24 protein-coding genes are annotated in these 26,438 nt (G+C 68.1%); 12 read left to right on the top strand and 12 right to left on the bottom strand.

Features of this window, described 5'->3' with window-relative positions:
- Positions 1–30: 30 nt before the first annotated feature.
- Both ASG71_RS11465 and ASG71_RS11460 read left to right on the top strand, forming a co-directional pair.
- A complete protein-coding gene (locus tag ASG71_RS11465; RefSeq protein ID WP_056739305.1) occupies positions 31–462 on the top strand; it encodes a DUF3054 domain-containing protein in 432 nt (143 codons plus the stop codon).
- 87 nt (positions 463–549) lie between these two features.
- A complete protein-coding gene (locus ASG71_RS11460) occupies positions 550–831 on the top strand; it encodes an Lrp/AsnC family transcriptional regulator (protein WP_056739303.1) in 282 nt (93 codons plus the stop codon).
- A 7-nt stretch (positions 832–838) separates the two neighbouring features.
- On the opposite strand, the gene trpD is transcribed toward ASG71_RS11460, so the two are convergent.
- A complete protein-coding gene (gene trpD / locus ASG71_RS11455; RefSeq protein ID WP_056739301.1) occupies positions 839–1,897 on the bottom strand; it encodes an anthranilate phosphoribosyltransferase in 1,059 nt (352 codons plus the stop codon).
- A gap of 208 nt (positions 1,898–2,105) precedes the next feature.
- Here trpD and ASG71_RS11450 point away from each other — a divergent pair, with 208 nt between their 5' ends.
- The 4 genes from ASG71_RS11450 to ASG71_RS11435 all read left to right on the top strand — a co-directional run bounded on the left by ASG71_RS11450 (position 2,106) and on the right by ASG71_RS11435 (position 6,388).
- A complete protein-coding gene (locus ASG71_RS11450; RefSeq protein ID WP_056739299.1) occupies positions 2,106–2,684 on the top strand; it encodes a heme-copper oxidase subunit III in 579 nt (192 codons plus the stop codon).
- 87 nt (positions 2,685–2,771) lie between these two features.
- A complete protein-coding gene (locus ASG71_RS11445) occupies positions 2,772–3,560 on the top strand; it encodes a c-type cytochrome (RefSeq protein WP_056739297.1) in 789 nt (262 codons plus the stop codon).
- A gap of 100 nt (positions 3,561–3,660) precedes the next feature.
- Positions 3,661–4,731: a ubiquinol-cytochrome c reductase iron-sulfur subunit gene (locus ASG71_RS11440; RefSeq protein WP_056739296.1), complete on the top strand. Its 1,071-nt coding sequence runs from the start codon at positions 3,661–3,663 to the stop codon at positions 4,729–4,731.
- The gene (locus tag ASG71_RS11435) at positions 4,709–6,388 is read left to right on the top strand and encodes a cytochrome b (protein ID WP_056739293.1); all 1,680 of its coding nucleotides are present in this window, start codon (positions 4,709–4,711) and stop codon (positions 6,386–6,388) included. The genes ASG71_RS11440 and ASG71_RS11435 overlap by 23 nt, the downstream gene beginning before the upstream one ends.
- A 140-nt stretch (positions 6,389–6,528) precedes the next feature.
- Here the strand turns inward: ASG71_RS11435 and ASG71_RS11430 are convergent, their stop codons facing one another.
- Positions 6,529–7,338, bottom strand: coding sequence for a GntR family transcriptional regulator (locus tag ASG71_RS11430; protein ID WP_414826670.1), 810 nt, complete (start codon positions 7,336–7,338; stop codon positions 6,529–6,531).
- 186 nt (positions 7,339–7,524) lie between these two features.
- On the opposite strand from ASG71_RS11430, the gene ASG71_RS11425 reads away from it, so the two are divergent.
- On the top strand, positions 7,525–7,815 hold the full coding sequence (locus tag ASG71_RS11425; RefSeq protein WP_056739290.1) for an HPr family phosphocarrier protein: 291 nt from the start codon (positions 7,525–7,527) through the stop codon (positions 7,813–7,815).
- A gap of 127 nt (positions 7,816–7,942) precedes the next feature.
- Here the strand turns inward: ASG71_RS11425 and ASG71_RS11420 are convergent, their stop codons facing one another.
- From ASG71_RS11420 to ASG71_RS11400, 5 genes are all read right to left on the bottom strand, one after another.
- Positions 7,943–8,344: a cytochrome c oxidase subunit 4 gene (locus ASG71_RS11420; protein ID WP_056739288.1), complete on the bottom strand. Its 402-nt coding sequence runs from the start codon at positions 8,342–8,344 to the stop codon at positions 7,943–7,945.
- Positions 8,341–10,065 (bottom strand): cytochrome c oxidase subunit I, encoded by a 1,725-nt coding sequence (gene ctaD / locus ASG71_RS11415; RefSeq protein WP_056739286.1) that lies wholly within the window; start codon positions 10,063–10,065, stop codon positions 8,341–8,343. Before ctaD ends, ASG71_RS11420 begins: the two co-directional genes overlap by 4 nt.
- A gap of 12 nt (positions 10,066–10,077) precedes the next feature.
- Positions 10,078–10,950, bottom strand: coding sequence for a cytochrome c oxidase subunit II (gene coxB / locus ASG71_RS11410; RefSeq protein ID WP_056739284.1), 873 nt, complete (start codon positions 10,948–10,950; stop codon positions 10,078–10,080).
- Between the two features lie 205 nt (positions 10,951–11,155).
- On the bottom strand, positions 11,156–11,545 hold the full coding sequence (locus tag ASG71_RS11405; RefSeq protein ID WP_056739282.1) for a HesB/IscA family protein: 390 nt from the start codon (positions 11,543–11,545) through the stop codon (positions 11,156–11,158).
- 169 nt (positions 11,546–11,714) lie between these two features.
- Positions 11,715–13,148, bottom strand: a complete 1,434-nt coding sequence (locus ASG71_RS11400; RefSeq protein WP_056739280.1) for a dipeptidase — start codon at positions 13,146–13,148, stop codon at positions 11,715–11,717.
- Positions 13,149–13,210: 62 nt separating this feature from the next.
- On the opposite strand from ASG71_RS11400, the gene ASG71_RS11395 reads away from it, so the two are divergent.
- Positions 13,211–13,810 carry a DUF3043 domain-containing protein gene (locus ASG71_RS11395; protein ID WP_056739278.1) on the top strand — a complete coding sequence of 200 codons (600 nt, stop codon included), beginning with the start codon at positions 13,211–13,213 and terminating at the stop codon, positions 13,808–13,810.
- A gap of 67 nt (positions 13,811–13,877) precedes the next feature.
- Here the strand turns inward: ASG71_RS11395 and ASG71_RS11390 are convergent, their stop codons facing one another.
- Positions 13,878–14,951, bottom strand: a complete 1,074-nt coding sequence (locus ASG71_RS11390; RefSeq protein ID WP_056739276.1) for a quinone-dependent dihydroorotate dehydrogenase — start codon at positions 14,949–14,951, stop codon at positions 13,878–13,880.
- Between the two features lie 78 nt (positions 14,952–15,029).
- On the opposite strand from ASG71_RS11390, the gene ASG71_RS11385 reads away from it, so the two are divergent.
- Genes ASG71_RS11385 through ASG71_RS11375 form a run of 3 tightly spaced genes read left to right on the top strand, consistent with a single transcriptional unit; the run spans position 15,030 to position 18,839 of the window.
- Positions 15,030–16,724, top strand: coding sequence for an FAD-binding dehydrogenase (locus tag ASG71_RS11385; RefSeq protein ID WP_056739274.1), 1,695 nt, complete (start codon positions 15,030–15,032; stop codon positions 16,722–16,724).
- A gap of 25 nt (positions 16,725–16,749) precedes the next feature.
- On the top strand, positions 16,750–17,736 hold the full coding sequence (locus ASG71_RS11380) for an alpha/beta hydrolase (protein WP_056739272.1): 987 nt from the start codon (positions 16,750–16,752) through the stop codon (positions 17,734–17,736).
- The gene (locus tag ASG71_RS11375; RefSeq protein WP_056739270.1) at positions 17,733–18,839 is read left to right on the top strand and encodes an alpha/beta hydrolase; all 1,107 of its coding nucleotides are present in this window, start codon (positions 17,733–17,735) and stop codon (positions 18,837–18,839) included. The genes ASG71_RS11380 and ASG71_RS11375 overlap by 4 nt, the downstream gene beginning before the upstream one ends.
- Positions 18,840–18,873: 34 nt before the next feature.
- Here ASG71_RS11375 and ASG71_RS11370 read toward each other — a convergent pair whose 3' ends face one another.
- From ASG71_RS11370 to leuA, 3 genes are all read right to left on the bottom strand, one after another.
- On the bottom strand, positions 18,874–19,704 hold the full coding sequence (locus ASG71_RS11370; protein WP_056739268.1) for an isoprenyl transferase: 831 nt from the start codon (positions 19,702–19,704) through the stop codon (positions 18,874–18,876).
- A 133-nt stretch (positions 19,705–19,837) separates the two neighbouring features.
- Positions 19,838–20,593, bottom strand: coding sequence for a DNA repair protein RecO (gene recO, locus ASG71_RS11365; RefSeq protein ID WP_056739266.1), 756 nt, complete (start codon positions 20,591–20,593; stop codon positions 19,838–19,840).
- Between the two features lie 108 nt (positions 20,594–20,701).
- Entirely contained in the window at positions 20,702–22,441 is a 1,740-nt protein-coding gene (leuA, locus tag ASG71_RS11360; RefSeq protein WP_056739263.1) for a 2-isopropylmalate synthase, read from the bottom strand.
- 253 nt (positions 22,442–22,694) lie between these two features.
- On the opposite strand from leuA, the gene ASG71_RS11355 reads away from it, so the two are divergent.
- The gene (locus ASG71_RS11355) at positions 22,695–24,647 is read left to right on the top strand and encodes a M13 family metallopeptidase (RefSeq protein WP_056739964.1); all 1,953 of its coding nucleotides are present in this window, start codon (positions 22,695–22,697) and stop codon (positions 24,645–24,647) included.
- 128 nt (positions 24,648–24,775) lie between these two features.
- On the opposite strand, the gene ASG71_RS11350 is transcribed toward ASG71_RS11355, so the two are convergent.
- Positions 24,776–26,362, bottom strand: coding sequence for an LCP family protein (locus ASG71_RS11350; protein WP_056739261.1), 1,587 nt, complete (start codon positions 26,360–26,362; stop codon positions 24,776–24,778).
- Positions 26,363–26,438: the final 76 nt, after the last annotated feature.

Genomic DNA, 26,438 nt, shown 5'->3' with positions numbered 1-26,438 from the left:
CTCCAGAGCCGCCGAGGTTAGGCTTGAAGTATGCCCTCCCCCGCTTCCCCGCACTCCCCCGCGACTCCGGCCCGCCCGGCGTCGCCCGCCCGCACCGCGGCGCTTGCCGCCGCGGCCGACGCCGTCCTGATCCTGGTCTTCGCCGCGATCGGCCGCGACGCGCACCAGCGCGGCGAGATCGTCACCGGCGTCCTGGCGACGGCGTGGCCGTTCCTCGCCGGGGCCGCCGTAGCGTGGCTGGCGCTGCGGTTGTGGCGTGCTCCGTTGGCACTCTGGCCGGCCGGGGTCGGCGTCTGGCTTGGCACGGTGGCCGTCGGCATGCTCCTGCGCGCGCTCACCGGCCAGATCGTGGTGTTGCCGTTCGTGATCGTGGCGCTGCTCAGTGTGGGTGTCTTCCTGCTCGGCTGGCGCCTCCTGGCGAGGGCCGTCCGGCGCCTGCGGGCACGGCGCCGGCCTGCCTGATGCACTAGGCTTGCAGCAGATGGCACGGCCCTGCCGGGGCCGATCAACCCGCCGGTCCGCGGCCCAACAGATCTGAAAGGTTTCCACGTGATCACCGCTTTCGTCCTGATCAAGACAGACGCTTCAGCTATCCCGGAGACCGCCGAAAAGATCTCCGCGATTCCCGGGATCAGCGAGGTCTATTCCGTGACCGGCGAATGGGACCTGATTGCAATTGCCCGGGTGGCCCGGCACGAGGAACTGGCCGATGTCATCGCGGACAAGCTCTCCAAGGTTCCTGCCGTGGTGCACACCACCACGCACATTGCCTTCCGCGCCTACTCCCAGCACGACCTCGACGCGGCGTTCGCCCTCGGCTTCGAGCAGTAACTCCTGCTCAGTCGCGGGACAGGGCGACCCAGCGGTCCAGCACTGCGGCGGCCGCGCCGCTGTCCACGGACTCTTCGGCGCGCTTCATCGCTGCTGCCATCCGCTCCGGCAGGGAACCCGCGGCATCCTGATCGAAGGCCACCAGACCCGCAGCCGCATTAAGCAGCGTCGCATCGCGCGCGGGCCCCGGCTGGCCGGCCAGTACGGCGCGCACGACGGCGGCATTGGCCGCCGCGTCGCCGCCGCGCAGCTCTTCCACCGTCGCCTGGCGGATCCCCAGCCCGCGGGGGTCGAACACTTCTTCCGCCACTTTCCCGTCGCGGATTTCCCAGATCCGGGAGGGTCCGGTGGTGGTCAGTTCGTCCAGCCCATCGTCCCCCCGGAAGACCAGGCCCCGGCTCCCCCGCGCCGCCAGGACCCCTGCCACCAGCGGCGCCATCCGTTCGTTGGCGACGCCGACGGCGGATGCCTGCACGTGGGCGGGATTCGTCATCGGCCCCAGGAAGTTGAAAGCCGTGGGCACGCCCAGTTCGCGGCGGGCGACGGCGGCGTGCCGCATGGAGGGGTGGAAGACCTGGGCGAAGCAGAAGGTGATCCCCGCCTCCTCCGCGTTCCGCGCAACCCGCGGAATCGGCAGGTCCAGGCGTACGCCGAGGGCTTCGAGCACATCGGCGGAGCCGGAGCTCGAGGACGCGGCACGGCCGCCGTGCTTGACGACCTTGGCGCCGGCGCCGGCCGAGACCAGGGCGGCCATGGTGGAGATGTTAACGGTGTTCAGCTGGTCCCCGCCGGTGCCGACGATGTCAAGTTTTTCGCCGCCGATCTCGATCGGGTTCGCAGCCGCGGCCATCGCCTCCACCAAGCCGGTGAGCTCCTGCACGGTCTCGCCCTTGGCCCGCAGCGCCACCAGGAATCCGGCGACCTGGGCCGGCGTCGCTTCACCGGACATGATGGACGCCATGGCCCACTCGGTGTCCCCGGCGCTGAGGTCCATTCGGTTAATAAGGGCGCCGATGAGGCGCGGCCATGCCTTGCCTGCAGCCTGTGCAGATGCCTGAGAAGTCACGATCCGATGCTATCGAGCCGGAACCCGCAATGCCCAATGCGAAGGCGGTCGGGAACTTTTCCGCGCGATTTCGCGTCTTTGTAGAAAAAGTCCCCTCAAAACGCGGTTTGCGTTGGGCAGGACAGAGTTTTACAGACATAATGTCTATGTGACATCTGCGACCCATGCCCCCAGTACCCCGGCGCACCCGACGCTGAATCGCCCGAATATGGTTTCCGTTGGAACCGTCGTCTGGCTGTCCAGTGAGTTGATGTTCTTCGCCGGTCTCTTTGCCATGTACTTCACACTCCGTTCGACGTCCGGACAGATGTGGGCCGAAGAGACAGCCAAGCTCAACTTCCCCTTCGCGCTTGTAAACACCATCGTCCTCGTGGCCAGTTCCTTTACCTGCCAGATGGGCGTCTTCGCTGCCGAGCGGCTCCAGCCGCGCCGGCTCGGCGGTCCGCTGAGCTTCGCCCGGTGGGGAATGAACGAGTGGTTCACTCTGACATTCGTCATGGGCGCGTTCTTCGTGGCCGGCCAGGCGACCGAGTACGCGATGCTCGTTTCCGAGCACGTCTCGCTCTCCTCCAACGCCTACGGCTCCGCGTTCTACATGACCACCGGGTTCCACGGCCTGCACGTTATCGGCGGCCTGGTTGCCTTCCTGCTGATCATCGGACGCTCCTTCGCCGCGAAGAAGTTCGGCCACTTCGAGGCCACCTCCGCGATCGTCACCTCGTACTACTGGCACTTCGTCGACGTCGTGTGGATCGGCCTCTTCCTGGTCATCTACGTCCTCAAGTAGCCCCCCCTTGTCTCTCTTTCTACAAGAGATAGAATTTCAAGAATCGGCTCCCCGAGCCAACGCAGGATCGAATAAAGGAACCACCACGTGAAGGCACTCTCGCAGAAGCGACGTCACCCACTGGCAGCAGTTGCGCTGTTGCTGATGGGCCTCCTCATCACTGGTGGGCTGTACGCCGTCGCCACCACCGTCAACCAGGCCAAGGCCGACACCACGAGCTTCAGTGCAAGTGACGCAGAGGAAGGCGGCAAGCTGTTCGCCGCCAACTGCGCCACCTGCCACGGCATGGGTGCCAGCGGCTCGCAGGCAGGACCGTCGCTCGTGGGCGTCGGCGCCGCCGCCGTTGACTTCCAGGTTGGCACCGGCCGCATGCCCATGCAGATGAACGGCCCGCAGGCATACAAGAAGCCCGCCCAGTTCAACGAAGAGCAGACCCACCAGCTGGCGGCGTACGTTGCTTCGCTGGGCCCCGGCCCGGCCATCCCCGAGGCCGGTGTCCTCGACGAGAAGGGCGACGCTGCCAAGGGCGGCGAGCTGTTCCGCACCAACTGCGCCATGTGCCACAACGCCGCCGCTGCCGGTGGTGCGCTGACCCGGGGCAAGTTCGCTCCGGCCCTCGCCGACGTTTCCGGCAAGCACATCTACGAGGCCATGGTCACCGGCCCGCAGAACATGCCGGTCTTCTCGGACGCCAACGTCAGCCCCGAAGGCAAGCGCGACATCATCACGTTCCTGAAGCAGATCGAAGCCAACGGCTCCCCCGGCGGCAACGACCTGGGCGCCCTTGGCCCGGTTTCCGAGGGCCTGTTCGTCTGGATTGCCGGCCTGGGCGTCATCATCGCGTTCACGATCTGGCTGACCTCCCGGACGTCCTAGCCGCTCCGCGGCACCGTAAGAATTTCTGCCGATCCGTCGGCAGTTGGAATTGAAAAACTAACCCGGCATCAGCCGGGACGAGAGAAGGATGAGGCGAATTATGGGCAACCATAGTGACGGCAGTCCGAACCACTCGGGCACCGTAGCTACGGCTGGTCAGAATGAGGTGGAGAAGTTCCAGGATCCTGGAATTCCCCCGCATCGTTTGCGCCTGGCTGACACGGACCCGAGGGCCGCCAAGCGAGCGGAACGGCAGGTGGCCCTTCTGTTCGGCGCCTCGGTCGTGGGCACCCTGATATTCCTGGTGGCGTACTTCGCCATCGATCTTGGAGCGGACTCCTCGATCGCCACCATCCGGCTGCAGAACACGCTGCTGGGCATCGGCACCGCCTTTGCCATGCTGGGCATTGGCACCGGAATCGTGCACTGGGCCAAGGCCCTCATGCCGGACCACGAAGTGTCGGAAGAGCGCCACGCCATCCGCACCGAAGAGGACCGCCAGGCCGCCGTCCGGATCGTCGACGACATCGTCGAGGAAACCGGCATCAAGCGCCGCCCGTTGATCCGCAACACCCTGCTCGGCGCCGTCGCGCTCGCGCCGCTGCCGGCCCTGGCCGTCTTCGGTGACCTCGGCCCGCGTCCGGACAAGAAGCTGGCGCACACCATGTGGGCCCCGGTTGACGGCAAGACCAAGCGCCTGACCCGCGACCCTGACGGCACCCCGATCAAGGCCGCGGACGTCACCATCGGCTCCGCCTTCCACGTCATCCCGGAAGGCCTGAACGAGCTCGAAGAAGGCAAGCTGAACGAGAAGGCAAAGTCTGTCGTTCTGCTGATGCGCCTGAACCCGGAATCGCTCAACCCCTCCCCGGGACGCGAGGACTGGGGCTACAACGGCATCGTTGCCTACTCCAAGATCTGCACCCACGTTGGTTGCCCTGTTGCCCTGTACGAGCAGCAGACGCACCACCTGCTGTGCCCGTGCCACCAGTCGACCTTCGACCTGACCCAGGAATGCAAGGTCATCTTCGGCCCGGCCAGCCGGCCGCTCCCGCAGCTGCCCATCGCCGTGGACGACGAGGGCTACCTCTACGCCACGAGCGACTTCAAAGAACCTGTTGGACCTAGCTACTGGGAGCGTGATGAGCATGAGCGCAACATCAACAGCTGACACCCCCACCTTCGTCGCCAAGACCAAGGGCGGCCGCATCACCGACTTCGTCGACCAGCGCGTCGGCGGCTCCGGCATCCTCCGCGAATTCGGCCGGAAGGTCTTCCCGGACCACTGGTCCTTCATGTTCGGCGAAGTTGCCCTCTACTCCTTCGTCATCCTGCTGCTCTCCGGCACGTTCCTGACGTTCTTCTTCGACCCGTCGATGGCGGAGACGCACTACCACGGCTCCTATCTCCCGTTGAAGAACGTCGAGATGTCGGTTGCGTACAACTCCTCGCTGAACATCTCCTTCGATGTCCGCGGCGGGCTGTTCATGCGCCAGGTCCACCACTGGTCGGCCCTGCTGTTCGTCGCCTCCATCGCCGTGCACATGCTGCGCGTCTTCTTCACCGGCGCGTTCCGTAAGCCGCGTGAAATGAACTGGGTGGTCGGCTCCGTCCTGCTGATCCTGGCCATGGCTGCAGGCTTCACCGGCTACTCGCTCCCCGATGACCTGCTCTCCGGCAACGGCCTGCGCATCATCGACGGCGTGATCAAGTCCATCCCGGTCGTCGGCACGTACATCTCGTTCTTCCTCTTCGGCGGCGAGTTCCCGGGTACGGCCATCATCGGCCGCCTGTACATGCTCCACATCCTGCTGGTTCCCGCGCTGATCCTGCTGATGATCGCCGTGCACCTGTTCATGGTGGTCGTGCACAAGCACACCCAGTACCCCGGCCCGGGCCGCAACGACGGCAACGTCGTCGGCTACCCCCTCGGCCCGGTCTACGCGGCCAAGGCCGGCGGCTTCTTCTTCATCGTGTTCGGTGTCATCGCGCTGATGGCCGGTTTCTTCACCATCAACCCGATCTGGAACTACGGTCCCTACGACCCCTCCCCTGTCTCGGCCGGCACCCAGCCCGACTGGTACATCGGATTCGTGGACGGCGCCCTGCGCCTGATGCCGGGCACCTTCGGTGACTGGCACGTCGAGCAGGTCTGGTTCGGCCAGGTCTTCTCGTTCAACGTCCTCCTCCCGGCCCTGGTGCCGGCAGGCATCCTGTTCACCGTGATGTTCGCCTACCCGTGGATCGAACGCTGGATCACCAAGGACGACCGGGAGCACCACGTTCTCGACCGTCCCCGCAACGCCCCGACCCGTACGGCGATCGGCGTGGCAGGCTTCATCTGGTACTGCGTGATGTGGGCGGCTGCAGGTTCCGACCTCATCGCCACGCACTTCCACGTGGCACTGAACGACGTCACCTACTGGCTGCGCGCGCTGTTCTTCATCGGCCCGATCCTCGGCTTCATCGTCGCGAAGCGTGTCGCCCTGGCCCTGCAGCGCAAGGACCGCGAAATCGCGCTCCACGGCCGCGAAACCGGCCGCATCGTCCGGCTTCCGCACGGTGAGTTCATCGAGGTCCACGCCCCGCTGGACGAGTACAAGCGCTACAAGCTGGTAGGCTTCGAATCCCCGTCGCCGATCCCGGCCCAGCCGAACGAACATGGTGTGGTGGACCGCAAGGAGAAGCGCCGCGCGCTGCTCTCCAAGTGGTTCTTCGAAGACCGGGTCGCACCGGCCACGCCGGCAGAGCTCGCGGCGGCCCACGGCCACCACGGCGCCCACGAGGCAATCGACGCCACTGCCGACCAGAAGACGCTCAGCCACTAAGAGCGGTCGGCAACGCAAAAGGCCCGGTCCACCAGGACCGGGCCTTTTGCGTACCCGGAGCCGTGTCTGAAGCCCGTGGCCTGGTTCCACCGGACCACCGAGGCTACCGTCACGGCAGGGCGGTCCGGAGGCCGCTGCGGCTAGGGACGGTACCCGGAGGCATAATTGCGCGTCGGGCGGACGCCGGGCCGCTGCAGTGGCACCCAGAGCTTGTACCGGTCGGCACGGTAATAGGACACGGAGTAGTCCACCATCGCCCGGGCCACGAACGCGTGGCGCTGGATCTTCAGCAGCGGTGAGCCGACCTCCACGTTGAGCAGCCGCGCGGTGGATGGCGACGCAGCGGTCGCCTCGATCATGTCCTCCCCCCACTCCATGACCAGGCCATAGGACTCGCTTAGGACGTTGTAGAGCGACGTCGGGGGCTCGCCGTCGAGCAGCCCCGGGACCCGGTGGGCGGGAATGAAGTTCTCGTCGACGCTCATCGGTTCGCTGTCGGCGAGCAGGAGCCGGCGGAACCGGACCAGCGGGGTGCCCTCCTCCAACTGGAGCTCCCGGGCCAGGAAGGCGCTGGCGTTGATCTGTTCGAAGCTGAGGACCTTGGCGGCGGGGACCATGCCGCGCCGCTGCATCTCCTCGCTGTAGGAAGTGAGCTTGACCTGCAGGTCGAGCTTGGGCTTCCGCACGAAGGTGCCCAGGCCGACCACCCGCTCGATGACCTCTTCACCCACCAGCGCGTCGATGGCCTGCCGAACGGTCATCCGGGCCAGCCCGAAGCGTTCGGAGAGCTCCCGCTCGGACGGCAGGGCCGAGCCCGGAGGGCAGGAAGTGGCGATGTGGGCGCGCAGGATCTCCCGGAGCTGGACGTAAATCGGAGTGCCGCTGGCCCGGTCGATGGCTCCGGCCACCCTGGCCGCGTCAGAGCCCATGACGGTGCCCGCTGCATTCATTCATGCACCAAGTTTAAGTCACCCGCAAGCAGGTCTAGACCACTGCCGGATCAGGATTAGCCCGGGTCCGCTCCCCCGGCTACGCTGAATAAAGCCGCCGCACCGGCCGGCGCCCCGCCGTGCCCGGGACACTGCCGCAGCCGCGGCGCGAGGGCCGCGGGGGCAGCGCCAACTGAGGAGTCTTCATTGCCAGCACGCAAGGCGGTCGTCCGGTCGCCGATCGGATTGCACGCCCGTCCCGCCGCGGCCTTTGTCCGTGCCGTAACCCGGACCGGCTTCGCCGTCCGGATCAGCAAGGCCGGCCGGCCAGCCGTCGACGCCCGTTCCCTGCTGGAAGTCATGACGGAAGACTTTGACTGCGGCTGCGAGGTGGAACTGTCCATCCAGGCGGACCTGGTTCCGGCAGGGTCGGGACCCAGCGATGCGGACCAGGCCCTGGACGGGCTGTGCGCCCTGCTGGACTCGCAGGCAGGCTGAAGCGCCCGGGTCCGGCACGCACCACCGCACCACCGCACCAGCAGCGTGTGCGCGGCGCAGGACGCACACGAAAACGACGGCGGGCCCCACCATCAGGTGGGGCCCGCCGTCGTTTTAGTTTTGCTGTCTAATGGGCGTGGTCACCGCGGCTGTATTCGTAGACCCAGCCTACGAGAGCCACCAGGGCCAGGCCACCGGAGATGTAGGTGACCCAGAAGCCAACGGCCAGACCGAGGAACCCACCGGCCGAGGCCAGGCCGAGGACCAGCGGCCACCAGCTCCAGGGGCTGAAGTGCCCCTGCTCGCCGGCGCCTTCGTGGATCTCAGCGTCACTCCGGTCCTCCGGGCGCATGCCGACGCGTCGGGCGGTGAAGCCCAGGTAGGCGCCGATCATGCCCGCGAGTCCGGCCACCAGCAGGAGGGCGAGGTAGCCCACCGGCTCGTTCCAACCGGTCACGATGCCGTAGACGATGGCCACCGGAACGAAGAAGAAGACTCCGAGTCCAAAAATCCTTGATTCGATTTTCACTGGGCCTGGTCCTTCTGGTCGGCGTTGCCGAGCGTCGCGGCTGCCGGGGCAGGCGACTCGACGGTGTATGACTGGGAGAGTTCGGGGTGGTGCAGATCCAGGGCAGGACGCTCCGAACGGATCCGCGGCAGCGAGGTGAAGTTGTGCCGCGGCGGCGGGCAGGACGTCGCCCACTCGAGCGAAGCACCGAAGCCCCAGGGGTCGTCCACCAGGACCTTCTCGTTGCTCCGCCAGGTGATGTAGACGTTCCAGAAGAACGGGATCAGCGAGGCGCCGAGCAGGAAGGACGCGTAGGTGGAGAACTGGTTCATCCAGGTGAAGTTGTCCTGCGGCATGTAGTCCGCGTAGCGGCGGGGCATGCCCTCGACGCCGAGCCAGTGCTGGATGAGGAAGGTGCCGTGGAAGCCCAGGAAGAGCATCCAGAAGTGGATCTTGCCGAGACGCTCGTTGAGCATCTTGCCGGTCCATTTCGGCCACCAGAAGTAGAAGCCGGCGAACATCGCGAACACCACGGTGCCGAAGACCACGTAGTGGAAGTGGGCGACCACGAAGTAGGAGTCGGAGACGTGGAAGTCCAGCGGCGGAGACGCCAGGATGATGCCGGTCAGGCCGCCGAAGAGGAAGGTGGCCAGGAAGCCGATGCTCCAGAGCATGGGGGTTTCGAAGGTGATCGAGCCCCGCCACATGGTGCCGATCCAGTTGAAGAACTTCACGCCGGTGGGAACCGCGATCAGCATCGTCATGAAGGAGAAGAACGGCAGCAGGACCGAACCGGTGACGTACATGTGGTGGGCCCACACGGTTACCGAGAGGGCGGCGATGGAGATCGTCGCGTAGACGAGGCCCTTGTAGCCGAAGATCGGCTTGCGGCTGAAGACCGGGAAGATCTCGGACACGATGCCGAAGAACGGCAACGCGATGATGTAGACCTCGGGGTGGCCGAAGAACCAGAAGAGGTGCTGCCAGAGGACGGCGCCGCCATTTTCGGGGTCGAAGATGTGGGCACCGAAACGGCGGTCCGCGCCGAGGGCGAACAGGGCGGCGGCGAGCGGCGGGAACGCCATCAGCACGAGGATCGCGGTGACCAGGACGTTCCAGGTGAAGATCGGCATGCGCCACATGGTCATGCCCGGGGCGCGCATGCAGATGATGGTGGTGATGAAGTTGACGGCGCCGAGGATGGTGCCGAAGCCGGAGAGCGCCAGGCCGAAGACCCAGAGGTCACCGCCGACGCCGGGGCTGAAGGTGGTGTTGGACAGCGGCGCGTAGGCGAACCAGCCGAAGGAGGCGGCACCCTGCGGGGTGATGAAGCCGGAGACGGCGATCGTGGAGCCGAACAGGAAGAACCAGAAGGCCAGGGCGTTCAGCCGCGGGAACGCGACGTCGGGAGCGCCGATCTGCAGCGGCATGATGACGTTGGCGAAGCCGGCGAACAGCGGCGTCGCGAACATCAGCAGCATGACGGTGCCGTGCATGGTGAAGAGCTGGTTGTACTGTTCCTTGGTCTGCAGGATCTGCATGCCCGGTTCGAACAGTTCGGCGCGGATCAGCAGCGCCATGACGCCGCCGAAGCAGAAGAACACGAAGGACGCGATCAGGTACATGTACCCGATGGTCTTGTGGTCGGTGGAGGTGATCCAGTTGACGACGATGCGCCCCTTGGATTTGGGTACTACGGGAGCCTCAAGGGTCCCGGAGGGCTGAGAGTAGGTCGTTGCCACTTCGCGCTCCCCTTACTTGTTCTCGGTCTTGGCCGGGAGGCGGTCGTACTCTTCGCCGAGCAGTCCGGTGTTGCCGTCCTGGCGGAGCTGGTCCATGTGGGACTTGAACTCCGTCTCGGAGACAACCTTCACGCGGAACAGCATTTCGGAGTGGTACTCGCCACAGAGTTCGGCGCACTTGCCGTCGTAGGTTCCCTCTTTAGTGGGAGTGAACCGGATGTAGTTGGTCTTGCCCGGGATCATGTCGCGCTTCTGCAGGAACGCCGGCACCCAGAACGAGTGGATGACGTCGCGGGCGTTCAGCTCCAGATCGACGGACTTATTAACCGGCAGGTACAGGGTGGGCAGCTTTTCCTTGTCCACCTCGGTGCCGGTGAGGTGCGCCTGGACGCCGGCCTCGTGGACGTCGTCGGTGACGACGTCGCCCTTCTTGTAGTTGAAGTCCCAGGCCCACTGCTTGCCGCGGACGTCGACGACGACGTCGGCCGGAGCGTCCCGGTTGTCGATGGCCTGCTGGTCACGGTCGGTGAAGTAGAAGAACACCAGGACCATGAAGAGCGGGATCGTCAGGTAGAAGACCTCGAGCGGGAGGTTGAAACTGTTCTGGCGGGGGAAACCGACGGTGCCCTTGCGCCGCCGGTATGCGACGATGCACCAGATCATCAGGCCCCAGGTAATGATGCCCACGACCAGCGCGGCAATCCATGAGTTGACCCAGAGGTCCATGATGCGGTCAGTGTGGTTGGTGGTCCCGCGCTCGGTCGGCAGCCACCCTTTCTGTACCTCTGGTGAACATCCAGTCAAAGCCAACGCGCCGGCTAGTGCCAAGCCAGTGATCGTAGTGATCTGTTTGCGTCGGCTGCCGGTTCGGTTCTGCGAACTCACAGACGGCCCTTCCTACTTGTTGCTGCCGCCCGGCCGCCGAAAGCGTTCCGGGCACACTAAAAGTTTTACTACTCGGTGTAGAGCTTACCGCTCCCCGCGAGTTTTCGCCCACATGTCCGCGCCGTGCCCTGGCGGAGTTTTTAACCCCTCCGGCGAACGCCCCCCGGACGGAACTAAGGCCGGGCGGAAAGCCCGGCCTTAGCCCTTAGTGGAAGGAGTCCCCGCAGGCGCAGGATCCGCCCGCATTCGGGTTGTCGATGGTGAAGCCCTGCTTCGAGATGGTGTCCTCGAAGTCGATGCTGGCGCCGCTGAGGTAGGGGACGCTCATCTTGTCCACGACGACCTCGACGCCGTCGTAGTCGCGCACGGCGTCGCCCTCAAGCAGGCGCTCGTCGAAGTAGAGCTGGTAGATCAGCCCGGAGCACCCGCCCGGCTGCACGGCGACGCGGAGGCGCAGATCGGTGCGGCCTTCCTGTTCCAGCAGGCTGCGGACCTTGCCGGCGGCCACGTCGGTCAGCTGGACCTCGTGGCTGGGCAGCTCCGGGTCGGCCTGGACGGTGGTGTCGGCGCTGTTTTCATTGGTTGTAGTGCTCATGGCCTACCTTCTAACGACGGTCGTGGCGGCCCCGCCTGCGCGGCGCCCGCCCCTACTTACACGGTATGGGCTATAGCTACATGCTACGTCGATCGGCCCTGTAGCTCTAACTCCTGCCGTAACCGTGGAAGCGGGCTGGATGTTCCCTGTGGGCGCCGCTCCGGGGCGCCTAGGCCGGCGGTGTCAGGCCGTCGGCGTTCAGCCGGGCCAGCAGCAGCGCCTCCGCCACGATCACGTTCCGGAAATCCGCCAGGTGGAGTGACTCGTTGGCGCTGTGCGCCCGCGAGTCCGGATCCTCCACGCCGGTGACCAGGATCTGCACGTCCGGGTACAGCTCGGTCAGGTCCGCGATGAACGGGATCGATCCGCCGATGCCGGTTTCGACGGCGGGGACGCCCCAGGCTTCGCCGAGCGCCCACATGGCCAGTCCGGCCGCGGCGGAGCTGGTGTCGGTGGCGAAAGCGTTGCCGCTCTCCCCCGGGGTGAAGACCACCTGGGCGCCGAACGGGGCGTGCGACTCGACATGCCGGCGCACGGCGTCCATGGCCTCGGCCGGGTCCTGGCCGGGCGCCAGGCGCAGGCTGAACTTCGCGCGGGCGCGCGGCAGCAGGGTGTTGGAGGCCACGTCGACGGAGGGCGCGTCGAAGCCGATGATGGACAGTGCCGGCTTGGTCCACATCCGCGATGCGATGGTGCCGGTGCCGGCGAGCTTGACCCCGTCGAGGACCGAGGCATCGTTGCGGTACTCCTCCTCGGTGAGGTCGACCTCGGCGTCGTCGCGGCCGATGAGGCCCTCGATCGCGACGCTGCCCTCATCGTCGTGCAGGGTGGCGATCAGCCGGGCCAGCAGGGTGGGTGCGTCCAGGACGGGGCCGCCGAACATGCCCGAGTGCACGGCGTGGTCGAGGACCTTGACCTCGATCGTGCCGTCGACCAGGCCGCGCAGGCTGGTGGTGAGCGCCGGGATGCCCACCTTCCAGTTGGAGGAATCGGCCACGACGATCACGTCGGCGCGCAGCAGCTCCCGGTGCTCCTCGAGGAACGCGCGGAACGTCGGCGAGCCTGCCTCCTCTTCGCCTTCAAAGAAGAAGGTCACGCCAAGGCCCAGGTCCTCCCCCAGTACACGGGTCACGGCGGAGTAGGCGGCGACGTGGGCGAGGATGCCAGCCTTGTCGTCGGCGGCGCCGCGGCCGTAGAGCCGTCCGTCGCGTTCGACGGCGGTGAAGGGGTCGGTGTCCCAGAGCGCGGTGTCGCCGGCGGGCTGGACGTCATGGTGGGCGTAAAGCAGGATGGTCGGCTTGCCCTCGGCGGCGGGCCGGCGTGCGACGACGGCGGGTCCGCCCGGGGTGCCGTCGGCCTTGTCGCAGCGCAGGACGCGGACGTCCTCGAAGCCGCTGGCGCGGACCAGGTCCGCGACGGCCTCGGCGCTGGCATTCAGCGGCGCCGGATCGAAGCTGGGCCAGGCGATGCCCGGGATGGCGACCAGGTCCTTCAGCTGGGCGACGGTGGCGTCGAAGGAGTCGCTGACGGCCTGGCGGAGGGCGGCGGCGTCGATGGAGCCGGCGGCTGCGGACTGCGGGATCCCCGCGGATGATGAAGTCATGGCAAAAACCCTACCGTGTCATCCGTCACGGCAGACCGGGCACCGCAGGGTAATGTATAGGGGTGTTTGGACGTAAAAAGGAAGCGCCCTCGGCGCAGGACGTAGTTGACCAGCAGGCGGCCGCCGCAGCGGCCCGCGGCCCCGTGGGCGGCAAGGGCGCACCCACGCCGAAGCGCAGCGCCCAGGTTGCGGCCCGGAAGCGGCCCCTGGTGCCGGAAGACCGCAAGGCCTCCAAGGCTGCCGAGCGCGAAGCGGTCGCCGCCCAGCGGCTGAAGATGCGCCAGGCGATGGATTCCGGCGACGAGAAATTCCTGCCGCTGCGGGACAAGGGCCCGCAGAAGCGCTTCGCCCGCGACTATGTCGACGCACGCTTCAGCCTCGGCGAGTACCTGATGTTCGGCGCCCTGGTCTTCGTGATCATTTCGCTGTTGGTTCCGGCCAGCAGCGAGCAGATGATCTATGTCCTCGGCGGTTTCTGGGTCATGTTCCTGGCCGTCTTCGTCGACGTCTTCATCCTCTCCCGCAAGCTCAAGAAGCGCCTGGCCGAGAAGTTCGGCGAGGTCGAGCGCGGCACGGTCTGGTACGGCTCGATGCGTTCGCTGCAGTTCCGCCGGCTCCGCCTGCCCAAGCCCCAGGTCCGCCGGGGCGAATTCCCGGCCTGATTCACCCGCAACGAAAAACCCCCGGCAGTCCACTGCCGGGGGTTTTGCTGTCTGGGCCGGAGTTGTATCAGCGCCGGGACGGGTGCTTCGCGAGCAGCCGGTTGATCCGCGCCGCCCAGAACGGACCCTCATAGAGGAACGCCGTGTAGCCCTGCACCAGGGTGGCGCCGGCGTCGAGGCGCTGCTGGACGTCCTGCGCGGTTTCGACGCCGCCCACGGACACCAGCGTAATCGCGCCGGCGGTGGCGACCTTGAGCCGGGACAGCACCTCGAGGGAGCGCTGCTTCAGCGGCGCTCCGGAGAGCCCGCCGGCGCCGCAGGCTGCGACCTGCCCGGGCGCAGAGACCAGCCCATCGCGGGTGATCGTGGTGTTGGTCGCGATGATGCCGTCCAGCTTCATCTCCAGCGCCAGCCGCGCGACGTCGTCGATGTCCTCGTCGCTGAGGTCCGGGGCGATCTTGACCAGCAGCGGCACGTGCCGGCCGGCGGCGGCGTCCGCTTCCTTGCCGACGGCCTCCAGCAGGGGCCGGAGCGTGCCGACGTCCTGCAGGAGGCGCAGGCCAGGGGTGTTCGGGGAGCTGACGTTGACCACCAGGTAGTCGGCGGCCGGAGCCAGGCTGCGGGCGCTGATGAGGTAGTCCGCCACCGCGTCGTCGAGTTCCACGACCTTGCTCTTGCCAATGTTCACCCCGATCACCGGCCGGACTCCGGGGTAGCGGCGCTGCAGCGCAGCGCGGGCGGCGCGGAGCCGGGGTGCGACGGCGGCGGCGCCGTCGTTGTTGAAGCCCATCCGGTTGATGACCGCGCGGTCCTCGATCAGCCGGAACAGCCGCGGGGCCGGGTTGCCCGGCTGGGCCTGGCCGGTGATGGTTCCCACCTCGACGTGGCCGAAGCCCAGCTCGGTCAGCGCCTCGATACCGTGGCCTTCCTTGTCGAACCCGGCGGCGAGGCCGAACGGCGAGGGGAACGTCAGGCCGAACGCCTCGGTCCGCAGCGAGGCCGCCGGCGCGGTGAAGCGCTGCAGCACCCGGCCGGCGCCGCAGCGGTTGGCCAGCCGGATGGCCTGGAACCCGATCTTGTGGGCGCGCTCGGCGTCCATCCAGGAGAAGGCGAGCCGGAAGAAGGTGGGGTATACGCGCATGCCACTAGTTTTCCGGTTCCGGGCGCGCAATCCAAAATGCGCGCGGATTCGGTCGCCGCCGGGCGCTAGCATGAAGCCATGACCAGCGCGGATGCAGTCTCCAGCGGCGGCGCGGCCGCGCACGGTGCCCCGATCGAAGCCGACGTGATCGTCGTCGGCGCAGGACTCGCCGGCCTGGTGGCCGCCGCCGAAGCGTACGCTGCCGGCCGGCGGGTGGCGGTCCTGGACCAGGAGCCGGCAGCCTCTGCCGGAGGCCAGGCACACTGGTCCTTTGGCGGCCTGTTCCTGGTCAACACCCCGGAGCAACGGCGGCTGGGCGTCCGGGACAGCGCGGACCTGGCCCTGGCCGACTGGCTCGATTCGGCCGCGTTCGACCGCCCCGAGGACGCCCTGGCCAGGGACTGGGCAGCGGCGTACGTGAACTTCGCCGCCGGCGAGAAGCGCGCCTGGCTGGCGTCCCTCGGGGTCGGCCTGTTCCCGCTGGTGCAGTGGGCCGAGCGCGGCGGCTACGGCCCCGCCGGCCACGGCAACACGGTTCCGCGCTTCCACGTCGCCTGGGGTACCGGCCCGGCACTCGTCGCGCCGTTCCTCGCCAAGCTCCGCGAGGGCGAGTCGGCCGGCCGGGTCTCTTTCCACTTCCGGCACCGCGCCACGTCCCTGACGGCGACGGCGGGACGGGTCGACGGTGTGCGCGGCGAAGTCCTGGTACCGAGCGCCGCGGCGCGCGGCGAGCAGTCGGCGCGGACCCCGGTCGGCGAGTTCGAAGCCACGGCCCGCGCCGTCGTCGTGACTACCGGCGGCATCGGCGGCAACCACGCCGCGGTGCGCGAACAGTGGCCCGGCGGGGCCGCCCCGGAGACCATGCTCAGCGGCGTTCCGGCCTCGGTCGACGGCAGCTTCCTGGCCGCCGTCGCACGCGGCGGCGGCCGCCTCATCAACGGCGACCGGATGTGGCACTACCCGGAAGGGATCCACAACCACTCCCCGGTCTGGCCCCGGCACGGCATCCGGATCCTGCCCGGCCCCTCGGCGCTCTGGCTGGATGCGACCGGCCGGATGCTCCCGGCGCCACTCTTCCCGGGTTTCGACTCCCTCGGCGCGCTTCGGCACATCCTGGGCACCGGACACACCCACTCCTGGTTCGTGCTGAACCGCACTATCGCGCTGAAGGAATTCGCGCTGTCCGGCTCCGAGCAGAACCCGGACCTGACCGGGAAGGACATCCGGCTGCTGGCCGGCCGCCTCAAGCCCACCGGCGACAGCCCGCTGCAGCGCTTCCTGGACCGTGGCGTCGACTTCCTGCAGGCCGATTCGCCCGCCGCGCTGGCGGATCGGATGAATACCCTGACGGGTTCCGGGCTGGTGGACGCCGCCGAACTCGAGCGCCTGCTCCGGGCCCGGGACCGGCAGTTCACCAGCGGCCTCGGCAAGGACCCCCAGCTCGCGGCGATCCGTGCGGCCCGGCGCTTCACCACGGACCGGATCATGCGGGTCGCGCCGCCGCACCGGATGCTGGACCCCCGGCACGGACCGTTGCTGGCGGTCCGGCTGTCCGTGCTGACCCGCAAGAGCCTCGGCGGAATCCAGACCGACCTGCACTCCCGGGTCCTGGACGACGCCGGGCTCCCGGTGTCCGGCCTGTACGCCGCGGGCGAGGCCGCGGGCTTTGGCGGCGGCGGGATCCACGGTTACCGTGCCCTCGAAGGCACCTTCCTGGGCGGCTGCCTCTTCTCCGGCCGCGCGGCGGGCCGCGCCGCCGCGCAGGCCGGCTGACCGGAGTACGGAGGTAGGAACGCAGATGGAATGGCAGACCGACATCCTGGGCGAGGACTTCGCCTCCTGCGCCTTCCAGGCGGCCGGCCCGGACGGGGTGGAACGAACGGCCACCCTCATCCGGCACGTGCCCTCCGCGGGCGCCGGCCCCGCCCCGCAGCAGGCGGTGCTCTTCCTGCACGGCTGGAGCGACTACTTCTTCAACGAAGAGCTCGCGGAGTTCTGGACCGGCCACGGCTTTTCCTTCTTCGCCCTGGATATGCACAACCACGGCCGGAGCCTGCAGTCCGGCACGCACGGCGGCTACGTCGCCGACCTGGCCGACTACGACGCCGAGATCACCGCGGCAATGGAAATTATCGGCAGCCTGGGCCCCAAGGGCTCCCCTCCCCCGCCGGTCACCTTGATGGGACATTCCACCGGCGGGCTGGTCGCGGCGCTCTGGGCCGGCCGGCACCCGGGCCGCGCCGCGGCGCTCGTGCTCGACAGCCCGTGGCTGGAGATGCACGGCAGTCCGGCGGTGCGGCGCGCCGCCCGCACCATGGTCGAACCCCTCGCCCGGTTCCGGCCGGAGTCGGTGATCCGGCTGCCGGAGCGGGCGTTTTATTGGCGGAGCATCAGCAGCGCCGCAGAGGGCGAGTGGGTGCTCGATGACAACTACCGGCCGCCGCTGGCCTTCCCGGTCCGGGCCGGCTGGCTCAGTGCCGTCCTTGCCGGCCAATCGCAGGTGGCCCGGGGCCTGGACATCGATGTGCCCATCCTGGTGATGATTTCCGGAGCGAGCGCCAACGGGATGTTCTGGAAGGAATCGATGCGGCGCACGGACGCCGTTCTGGACGTTAACACCATTGCGCTGCGCGCCCTGAGCCTGGGCCGGACCGTTACGCTGGAGCGGATCGACGGCGCCCTGCACGACGTGTTCCTCTCCGCACCCCGGGTCCGGGCGGACGCCTACGCCCGGCTGGAGCGCTGGCTCCGCTCCTACGTCCCCGGCCCCGGCGGGAAGCAGTGACGATCCCCGCGGCGCAGCTTTGGCAGCGGGATGTCCTGGGCAGCCGCTTTGAGTCCCTGGAGCTGGCCCTGAGCCCGGACGAGGAGGGTCCCGTCATCGCCACCCTGGTCCGTCATACCGGTCCAGCCGCCGGCCACGGCACAGCAGCAGGCACAACACCAGACTCGGGAATCGACGCAGCGGAAGACGCAGCGGACGCCGTCCAGGCGACCGGTCCGCAAGGGCAGCGCCGGGGCGTTCCCGGCACTGCCGTGCCGGCGAAGGCGGTGCTTTACCTGCACGGCTGGGCCGACTATTTCCTGCAAACCGAACTTGCCGACGAGCTCGTGGCCGGCGGCTTCCACTTCTATGCCCTGGACCTGCGGAAGTTCGGCCGCAGCCTGCGCAGCTGGCAGACGCCCGGCTACACGACGGACCTGGCGGTCTACGACGAGGACCTCGACGCCGCCCTCACCGCCGTCAAGGCCGATGTCGCCCACCGGACGGGCATCCCCGGAGCGCCGACGGTGCATCTGCTCGCCCATTCGTTCGGGGGCCTGGTGGCCGCGTTGTGGGCCGACCGGAACCCTGGAGCGATCGGCACGCTGATCCTGAACGCGCCGTGGCTGGAGCTGCAGGGCAGCAGCCTGATCCGTAACCTCGCCCTGCAGCTCGTGGAACCCCTGGCCCGCATCGACCCCCGGCGGCCGTTGCTGCTGCCCAGCATGCCCGGCTACTGGGACAGCGTCAGCCGCACGGCCCACGGCGAATGGGAGCTGGATCCGCAGTGGCGGCCCCGGGAGTCGTTCCCGATCCGCCCGGGCTGGACCAAAGCGGTCCTCGCCGGTCACGCGACCGTGCAGCGGAAGCTGGACATCACGGCGCCGGTGCTGGTGATGCTGTCCGGACGCACCCGGATCCAGGCCGAGTGGTCCGAGGGACTGATGGACCTCGACGCGGTTATCGACGTCGAGGAAACGGCGCGCCGGGCGCTTGGGCTGGGCCGCCGGACGGCCGTCTTCCGCTATCCGGGGGCGATCCACGACGTCTTCCTCTCCCGGCCCGCGGTGCGGCGCGAAGCCTACGGGGATCTGCTGCTCTGGCTGAGCCTGTACCCCGGTTAGTCCGGCCCGCTGACTCGGCCTGGCCCGTGGGGGCTCAGGCAGGGTTCGGCGGCGCCGCCGCGTCCACCGCGCCGCCGTACCGGCGGTCACGGCGGGCGTAGATTTCGACGGCCTCCCAGAGCGTGCGGCGGTCCACATCGGGCCACAGCGTGTCAAGGAACACGAACTCGGCGTAGGCGGACTGCCACAACAGGAAATTGGACAGCCGCTGCTCCCCCGAGCTGCGCAAGAACAGGTCCACGTCCGGCAGGTCCGGCTCGTCGAGGTACTTCTGGATGGTCCGTTCAGTGATCGCGCCGGGCTTGAGCCGGCCCACCGCCACTTCCTCCGCGATCGCGGCCACGGCGTCGGCGATCTCCGCCCGGCCGCCGTAGTTAACACACATGTTCAAGGTGCAGGTGCTGTTGCCCTTGGTGAATTCCTCGGCGTCTTCGAGCTCGCGGATCACCGAGCCCCATAGCCTGGGCCGGCGGCCCGACCAGCGGATCCGGACTCCCCAGTCATCGAGCTGGTTGCGCTGGCGTCGCAGCACATCCTTGTTAAATCCCATCAGGAAGCGGACTTCTTCCGGGGACCGGCGCCAATTCTCGGTGGAGAAGGCGTAGACGCTGACGTGTTCGATGCCCAGTTCGATCGCCCCTGCCATCACGTCCAGCAGGGCGGGTTCCCCCGCTTTGTGGCCCTCGATCCGGGGCAGCCCGCGCTGGTTCGCCCAGCGGCCGTTGCCGTCCATCACGATCGCGACGTGGCGCGGTATGAGCTCCGCCGGGATGGCCGGTGGCACCGCACCGGAAGGATGCGGGTAGGGCGCCACCACCGGCGTGGTGCGCCGGCGAACCGGATTCTTCTTCTTGCCCAGGACCATACTTTTTCCCAACGACACAGTGTTTTTTACTGAGGTTTTTTCTACTGAGGTACTGACGTTTTTCTATTGAGGGTCTTCGACACGATTTCTCCCGGCGCGGTCTGTCCCGACGCCGGCGCTCCCGACCCTACAGCTAGGTTCGCTCCACATGCTTGAGGGACTTCAGCACCCGTTCCAGGTGCCATTGCAGGTAGCTGGCCACCAAGCCCGCGGCTTCCCGGCGGTGCACCGGCGCCGAGGCGTCCGCTGCCTGCCAGTTCCCGGTCAGCAGCGCCCCCAGCAGCAGCACGGTCTCGGCGGCGGGGGCGGGAGAGCCCGGCGGGCGGCACTCGGAGCAGACCATGCCGCCCAGCGGAGCGGAAAACGCGCCGTGCGGCCCCGGCGCGCCGCAGCGCGCGCAGTCGGTGAAGCTTGGCGCCCAGCCGCCGGTGGACAGGGCTCGCAGCAGGTAGGAATCCAGGATCAGCTCGGGAGCGTGGTCGCCGCGGCTGAGGGACGCCAGCGCACCCACCAGCAGGTTGTACTGGGCGGTGCCGGCCTCGCCGTCGACGTCGGTGAGTTTCTCCGCCGTCTCCGTCATCGCGGCCGCAACGGTGTAGCGGCTGTAGTCGGCGGCGATGCTGGAACCGTACGCACCCTTCGCGACGGCCTGGGTGACGACGTCGAGGGTGCGGCCGGAGATGAGCTGAAGGTCCGCGACCATGAACGGCTCCAGCCGGGCCCCGAAGCGGCTGCTGGTGCGCCGGACGCCCTTGGCGACGGCCCGGACCTGCCCGTGGTGCTTGGTCAGCAGGGTGATGATGCGGTCGGCCTCGCCGAGCTTGTGCGTGCGCAGGACGACGGCGTCATCGCGGTACGAGCGCGCAGCGAAGGAAGACGGTTGGGGCACGGTTAATCTTCGCACTGACTTCCGGGAAACGCCGCCTTTGCCTCACGGGCGGCGGGGCAACGGCAGCGCGCCGCCGGGATTCCGGCGGCGCGCTGCCGTTCCGTCCGGTCAGCCTCGGGCGTCCCGGATGGCGCGGTTGACGGCCGAGATGACGGCCTTGAGCGAGGCCATGGAGGTGTTGGCGTCGATCCCGACGCCCCACAGCACCCGCTCCCCTACGGCGCATTCAACATAGGCGGCGGCCTGGGCGCTGCCGCCCTCGGACAGGGCGTGCTCGCTGTAGTCCAGGACCCGGACGTCGACGCCGTCCTCGCGCAGGATGCTCAGCAGCGCCGCGATCGGGCCGTTGCCGCTGCCGGTGCGGCGCACCTGCTTGCCGTCCACCTTCAGCGCGGCGGTCAGCACCATGGTGCCGTCCTCGTCCGATTCGGTGCTGACGGCGCCCAGGGCGTAGCGGCCCCACTGCGTTTCGGCGGCGGTGGAGGGCAGGTACTCGTCCTGGAAGAGCTGCCAGAGCTGGGCGCCGCTGACTTCCCCGCCCACCGTGTCGGTGCGGCGCTGGATGACGCCGGAAAACTCGATCTGCGCGCGGCGCGGCAGGTCCAGGTTGTGCTCGTTCTTGAGCAGGTACGCCACGCCGCCCTTGCCGGACTGCGAGTTGACCCGGATGACGGCCTCGTAGCTACGGCCCAGGTCCTTCGGGTCGACCGGCAGGTACGGGACCTGCCAGGCGTAATCGGCGACGTCCTTGCCGGCGGCGGCGGCGTCCTTCTCCAGTGCCTCCAGCCCCTTCTTGATCGCGTCCTGGTGCGAGCCGGAGAACGCGGTGAAGACCAGGTCTCCGCCGTACGGGGACCGTTCCGCGACGGGCAGCTGGTTGCAGTACTCGACCGTGCGGCGGACCTCGTCGATGTCGGAGAAGTCGATCATCGGATCGATGCCCTGGACGAACATGTTCAGGCCCAGGGTCACCAGGTCGACGTTGCCGGTCCGCTCGCCGTTGCCGAACAGGCAGCCCTCGATCCGGTCGGCGCCGGCCAGGTAGCCCAGTTCGGCGGCGGCGACACCGGTGCCCCGGTCGTTGTGCGGGTGCAGGGAGAGGATGATCCCCTCGCGCGGGTGCAGGTGGCGGCTCATCCACTCGATGGAATCGGCGTAGACGTTCGGGGTGGCCATTTCCACCGTGGCTGGCAGGTTGATGATCACCTGGCGGTCGGCGGAGGCCTCGAAGACGTCGGCGACGGCGTTGCAGACCCGAACGGCGTAGGCCAGTTCGGTGCCGGTGAAGGATTCCGGCGAGTACTCGTAGGTGATGTGCGTGTCCTCGAGGGTTTCCTCGTACTTCTTGCACAGCCGGGCACCTTGCAGGGCAATGTCGAGGATGCCGTCCTCGTCCTGGTTGAACACGACCCGGCGCTGCAGGACCGAGGTGGAGTTGTACAGGTGGACGATGGCCTGCTTGGCACCGACCAGGGACTCGTAGGTCCGCTCGATCAGGTGCTCGCGGGCCTGGGTCAGGACCTGGATGGTGACATCGTCGGGAATGTGGTTGCCCTCGATCAGCTGGCGGACGAAGTCGAAGTCCGTCTGCGAGGCGGAGGGGAAGCCGACCTCGATCTCCTTGTAGCCCATCCGGACCAGCAGGTCGAACATCTTCATCTTGCGGGCCGGGCTCATCGGGTCGATCAGGGCCTGGTTGCCGTCGCGCAGGTCCACCGCGCACCAGCGCGGGGCCTTGGTGATGACCTTGTCGGGCCAGGTCCGGTCCGGCAGTTCGACCGTGATCAGGTCCTGGAACGGGACGTAGCGGTGGACCGGCATTCCTGAGGGCTGCTGTGCGTTTCGCATTACTATCGGGGCCTTTTCTGTGGTTCCTGGTGAAAGGGTGGCCGGGGCAACACAAACTCCGCAGCGAGGGTTGGCCTTGCGCTAGATCGCGTCTGAGGCCTCGCCGCGGCAGCTAAGAAGAAGCAGTTCTGCACGCACATTTTCACAGTAACACGGGTGCGTAAGATGAAGGAGCCATACCCCCGCAACGTCCACCATGCAGACGCCGGGCCGGTGCCAGGCCCGGTCCGGCGTCCTCTTCGAAGGAGCCCCAGTGCCGCTTTCCGGGATCGACCAGTCCACCATCGACGACGGCGTCCGCCCGCAGGATGACCTCTACCGGCACTTCAACGGCCGCTGGTTGAAGGCCACCGCCATCCCGGATGACCGGCCCCTGGAGGGAACCTTCACCGCCCTGCGGGACGGCTCGGAGCTGGCGGTCAAGGAGATCATCCTGGAGGCGGCCGGCCGCGGCAGCGCGGCGTCCGGCATCGAACGCAAGATCGGGGACCTCTACAACAGCTTCATGGACGAGGCCGCGGCGGAAGCCAAGGGCGCGGAGCCGATCCGGGAGCGGCTGGCGGAGGTTTTCGCCACCGGTTCCGTGGCCGAGCTCATCCGGCTGGCCGGCCGGCTGTTCCGCGCGGACGTCTCCGGATTGTTCTACATCTACCCGGCACCGGACGCGGGCAACCCGGACCGGATCCTGCTCTACACGGGCCAGGGCGGCCTGGGCCTGCCGGACGAGTCGTACTACCGCGAGGAAAAGTTCGCGCCGATGGTGGAGGCCTACCGCGGGCACGTGCGCGCCCTGTTCGGGCTGGCCGGTGTCGCCGACGCGGACGCGGCAGCGGACCGGGTGGTGGACCTGGAAACCTCCCTCGCCTCCCACCACTGGGACAAGGTCACGCTGCGCAACCCGCAGAAGACGTACAACCTCAAATCGGCGGAGCAGGCCGCCGAGCTGTTCCCGCTGCTCTCCGCCTGGTTCGACGCCGCGGACATCGCCCCGGAGAAGCGGGCCGAGCTGGTCGTCAGCACCCCGGATTTCTTCGCCGGTGCCGCCGGGCTGCTGGAGACGGTGCCGCTGGCGGTGTGGCAGGAATGGCTGGCCCTGCGGGTCATCAGCGCCGCCGCCCCGTACCTGTCGGCCGCTTTCGTGGACGCAAACTTCGCCTTCTACGGCACCACGCTCAGCGGCACGCCGCGCAACCGCGACCGCTGGAAGCGGGGGGTGGCAGTGGTCGAGGCCGCCCTGGGCGAGGCGGTCGGGCAGATCTACGTGGCCCGGCATTTCCCGGAGAGCCACAAGGAACACATGCGCTCACTCGTGGCAAACCTGATCGAGGCGTATCGCGGCTCCATCACGGAGCTGGCGTGGATGGGCGAGGAAACGAAGCGTGAGGCGCTGAAGAAGCTGGACTCCTTCCGGGCCAAGATCGGCTACCCGGAAAAGTGGATTGACTATTCCGCGGTCGAAATCGACCCGGCGGACCTTTTGGGGAACGTCGAGCGTGCCCACAGCGCCGACGTTGACCGGCACCTTGATGAAGTGGGCAAGCCCGTGGATCGGGAGAAGTGGCTCATGACCCCGCAGACGGTCAACGCCTACTACCACCCCCTGCTGAACGAGATCGTTTTCCCGGCCGCGATCCTGCAGCCGCCGTTCTTCACCGCCGACGCCGACGACGCCGTCAACTACGGCGGCATCGGCGCGGTGATCGGCCACGAGATCGGACACGGCTTCGACGACCAGGGCTCGCAGTATGACGGCAGCGGGATGCTGCGGAACTGGTGGACCGAGGCCGACCGGACCGCGTTCGAGGCGCTGACGTCAAAGCTGGTGGCCCAGTTCGACGCGCTCTCCCCCGCCGAGGCCCCGGGCCACCACGTCAACGGCAAGCTCACCCTCGGCGAGAACATCGGCGACCTCGGCGGCCTGACGATCGCCTACAATGCCTACCTGATCAGCCTCGGCGGGGAGGAACCGCCGGTCCTCGACGGGCTCACCGGTGCCCAGCGCTTCTTCGCCTCCTGGGCCGCAAGCTGGCGGCAGGTGATCCGGAACGAGGAGGCCGTCCGCCGGCTGGCGACAGACCCGCACTCCCCCAACGAGTTCCGCACCAACGACATCGCCAAGAACCTCGACGCGTTCCATACGGCCTTCGGGACGACCGCAGACGACGGGATGTGGCTGGCGCCGGAGGAACGCGTCAGCATCTGGTAGGCGCCGACCGTCCTCGGAGACGGGCTCGGCCCGCGGTAACGTCCGCGGGCCGAGCCCCTTTTCGTCTGAGCGTGCAGTGCTGCCTGGGCGTGCCGCCGGTCCCGGCGGGCCCGCTGCGGCGTGCCGTGCTAGGGGACGACGAGGGCCGGGTTGGCCTGCTGGCACTTGGCGTCGCCGGCGGTCTGGTTGACGATGTCCGGCGGCAGGGACACGGGCGCGTCGGCCTGCTTGGTCCCGGACTTGTAATCGCTGCCCAGGTACACCTGCACGCCGGCCACGTCGGCCGGCAGGACCTGCTTGGCGGGAATGCCGAGCAGCGCGGCAACGTCCTTGGCCACGTCGGCGAAGTCCGGGCCGTAGTACACGGCCGTGGTGGCCACCGCCTGGGCGGCGAACTGGCCGGTCTGGCTGAACCCGGCGGCCTTGAGCGCCGTCACCACGTCGTTGGCGCGGGCGGCGTCGGCGGAACCGTTGGCCACGGTCACCGGCTGCAGCGCCTTGTTGTAGGCCGGCGCGCTGGGCGTGGCGGCACTGGGCGCGGCACTGGCGGTCGCGGAGGGGCTCGCGGAAGGGCTGGCGGACGGGGACGGTTTGGCCGTCGGGTCGGTCAGGTCAATGTCCTTGCGCATCGCGGCGAACAGTTCGGAGGCCGCCGGTTCGGCCAGTTGCAGCCGGTTCGGGTCCGATTCTGCGGGCTCGGTGGGCGCTGCCACGAACGCGACCTTGCCGACGTCGATGGTCTTCAGGCGGTTTCCCACGGTCAGCAGCGTCGGCACGGACGCCAGGCCGTCGTCGATCGTCAGGTTCTTGGTGATGGCGTCCGCGATGCTGAGCATCCTGGCGGGGTTGGACAGTGTTCCGTCGTCCTTGATCTTGCGCACCAGCGCCGACAGGAACCCTTGCTGCGCCTTGATCCGGCCCAGGTCGCTGCCGTCACCGAACGCGTGCCGGGTGCGCACGAATGCCAGGGCCTGCTCACCCTTGACCTGCGAGGTGCCCTTGGGCAGCCGCAGGCCCGAGTCCGGATCGTAGACCGCGTCGCTGATGCATACGTCCACGCCGCCGACGGCGTTGGAGAGTTCCTTGACGGCGTTGAAGTCCGCCATCATGAAGTGGTCGATCTCCAGGCCGGTGAGCTTGTTGACGGTGTCGACGGCGCAGCCGATCCCCGCCTCGGTCATCGCCGCGTTGATCATCACGCCGCTCTGGGCCGGGTACTGCTTGTTGGTCTTGGGGTCCTTGCACGCCGGGGCGTCCACCAGCAGGTCGCGCGGGAAGCTGATGACGCCGACGCGCTTGTTGTCCGCGGAAATGTCCATCAGCATCATGACGTCGGAGTGCCCGTATCCGGAGGAGTCGTCCTTGGTGCCGTACTTGGAGTTCTTGCCCTCGCGGGTGTCGGTGCCGAGGATCAGGATCTGCATCCGGCCCGACGCGTCGTCGGGGGCGCCCTCGGTGCGGCTGTTGCCGGCGCCCAGGGCCTGGGTGGTGATGTTGCCCTGCAAGCGGATGACCCAGTACGCGCCGAAGGCGATGACGCCTACCAGCAGGACCGACAGGACGATCGTGGTGGCCTTCAGCCAGCCGGGGATCCGCCGGGCGGCGGCGAGGTGCCGTGCGGGCCCGACGGCGGTGTCATCCGTATGCCGGGCGGCCGCCCCGGGCCGGGCGGGCGGGCCAGTGCCGTCTGCACGGTTATCACGGGGTCGAACCACAGGTGGTGCCTTCCTAGACGAACGGGAGTCAAGCTATTTTACGGTCCGAAACTGGGAAAACCCCGAGGAACGAACC

Origin of the sequence: Arthrobacter sp. Soil763 (assembly GCF_001428365.1) — a bacterium.
Taxonomy (GTDB): Bacteria; Actinomycetota; Actinomycetes; order Actinomycetales; family Micrococcaceae; genus Arthrobacter.
This window is presented reverse-complemented; position numbering and strand designations above follow the sequence as displayed.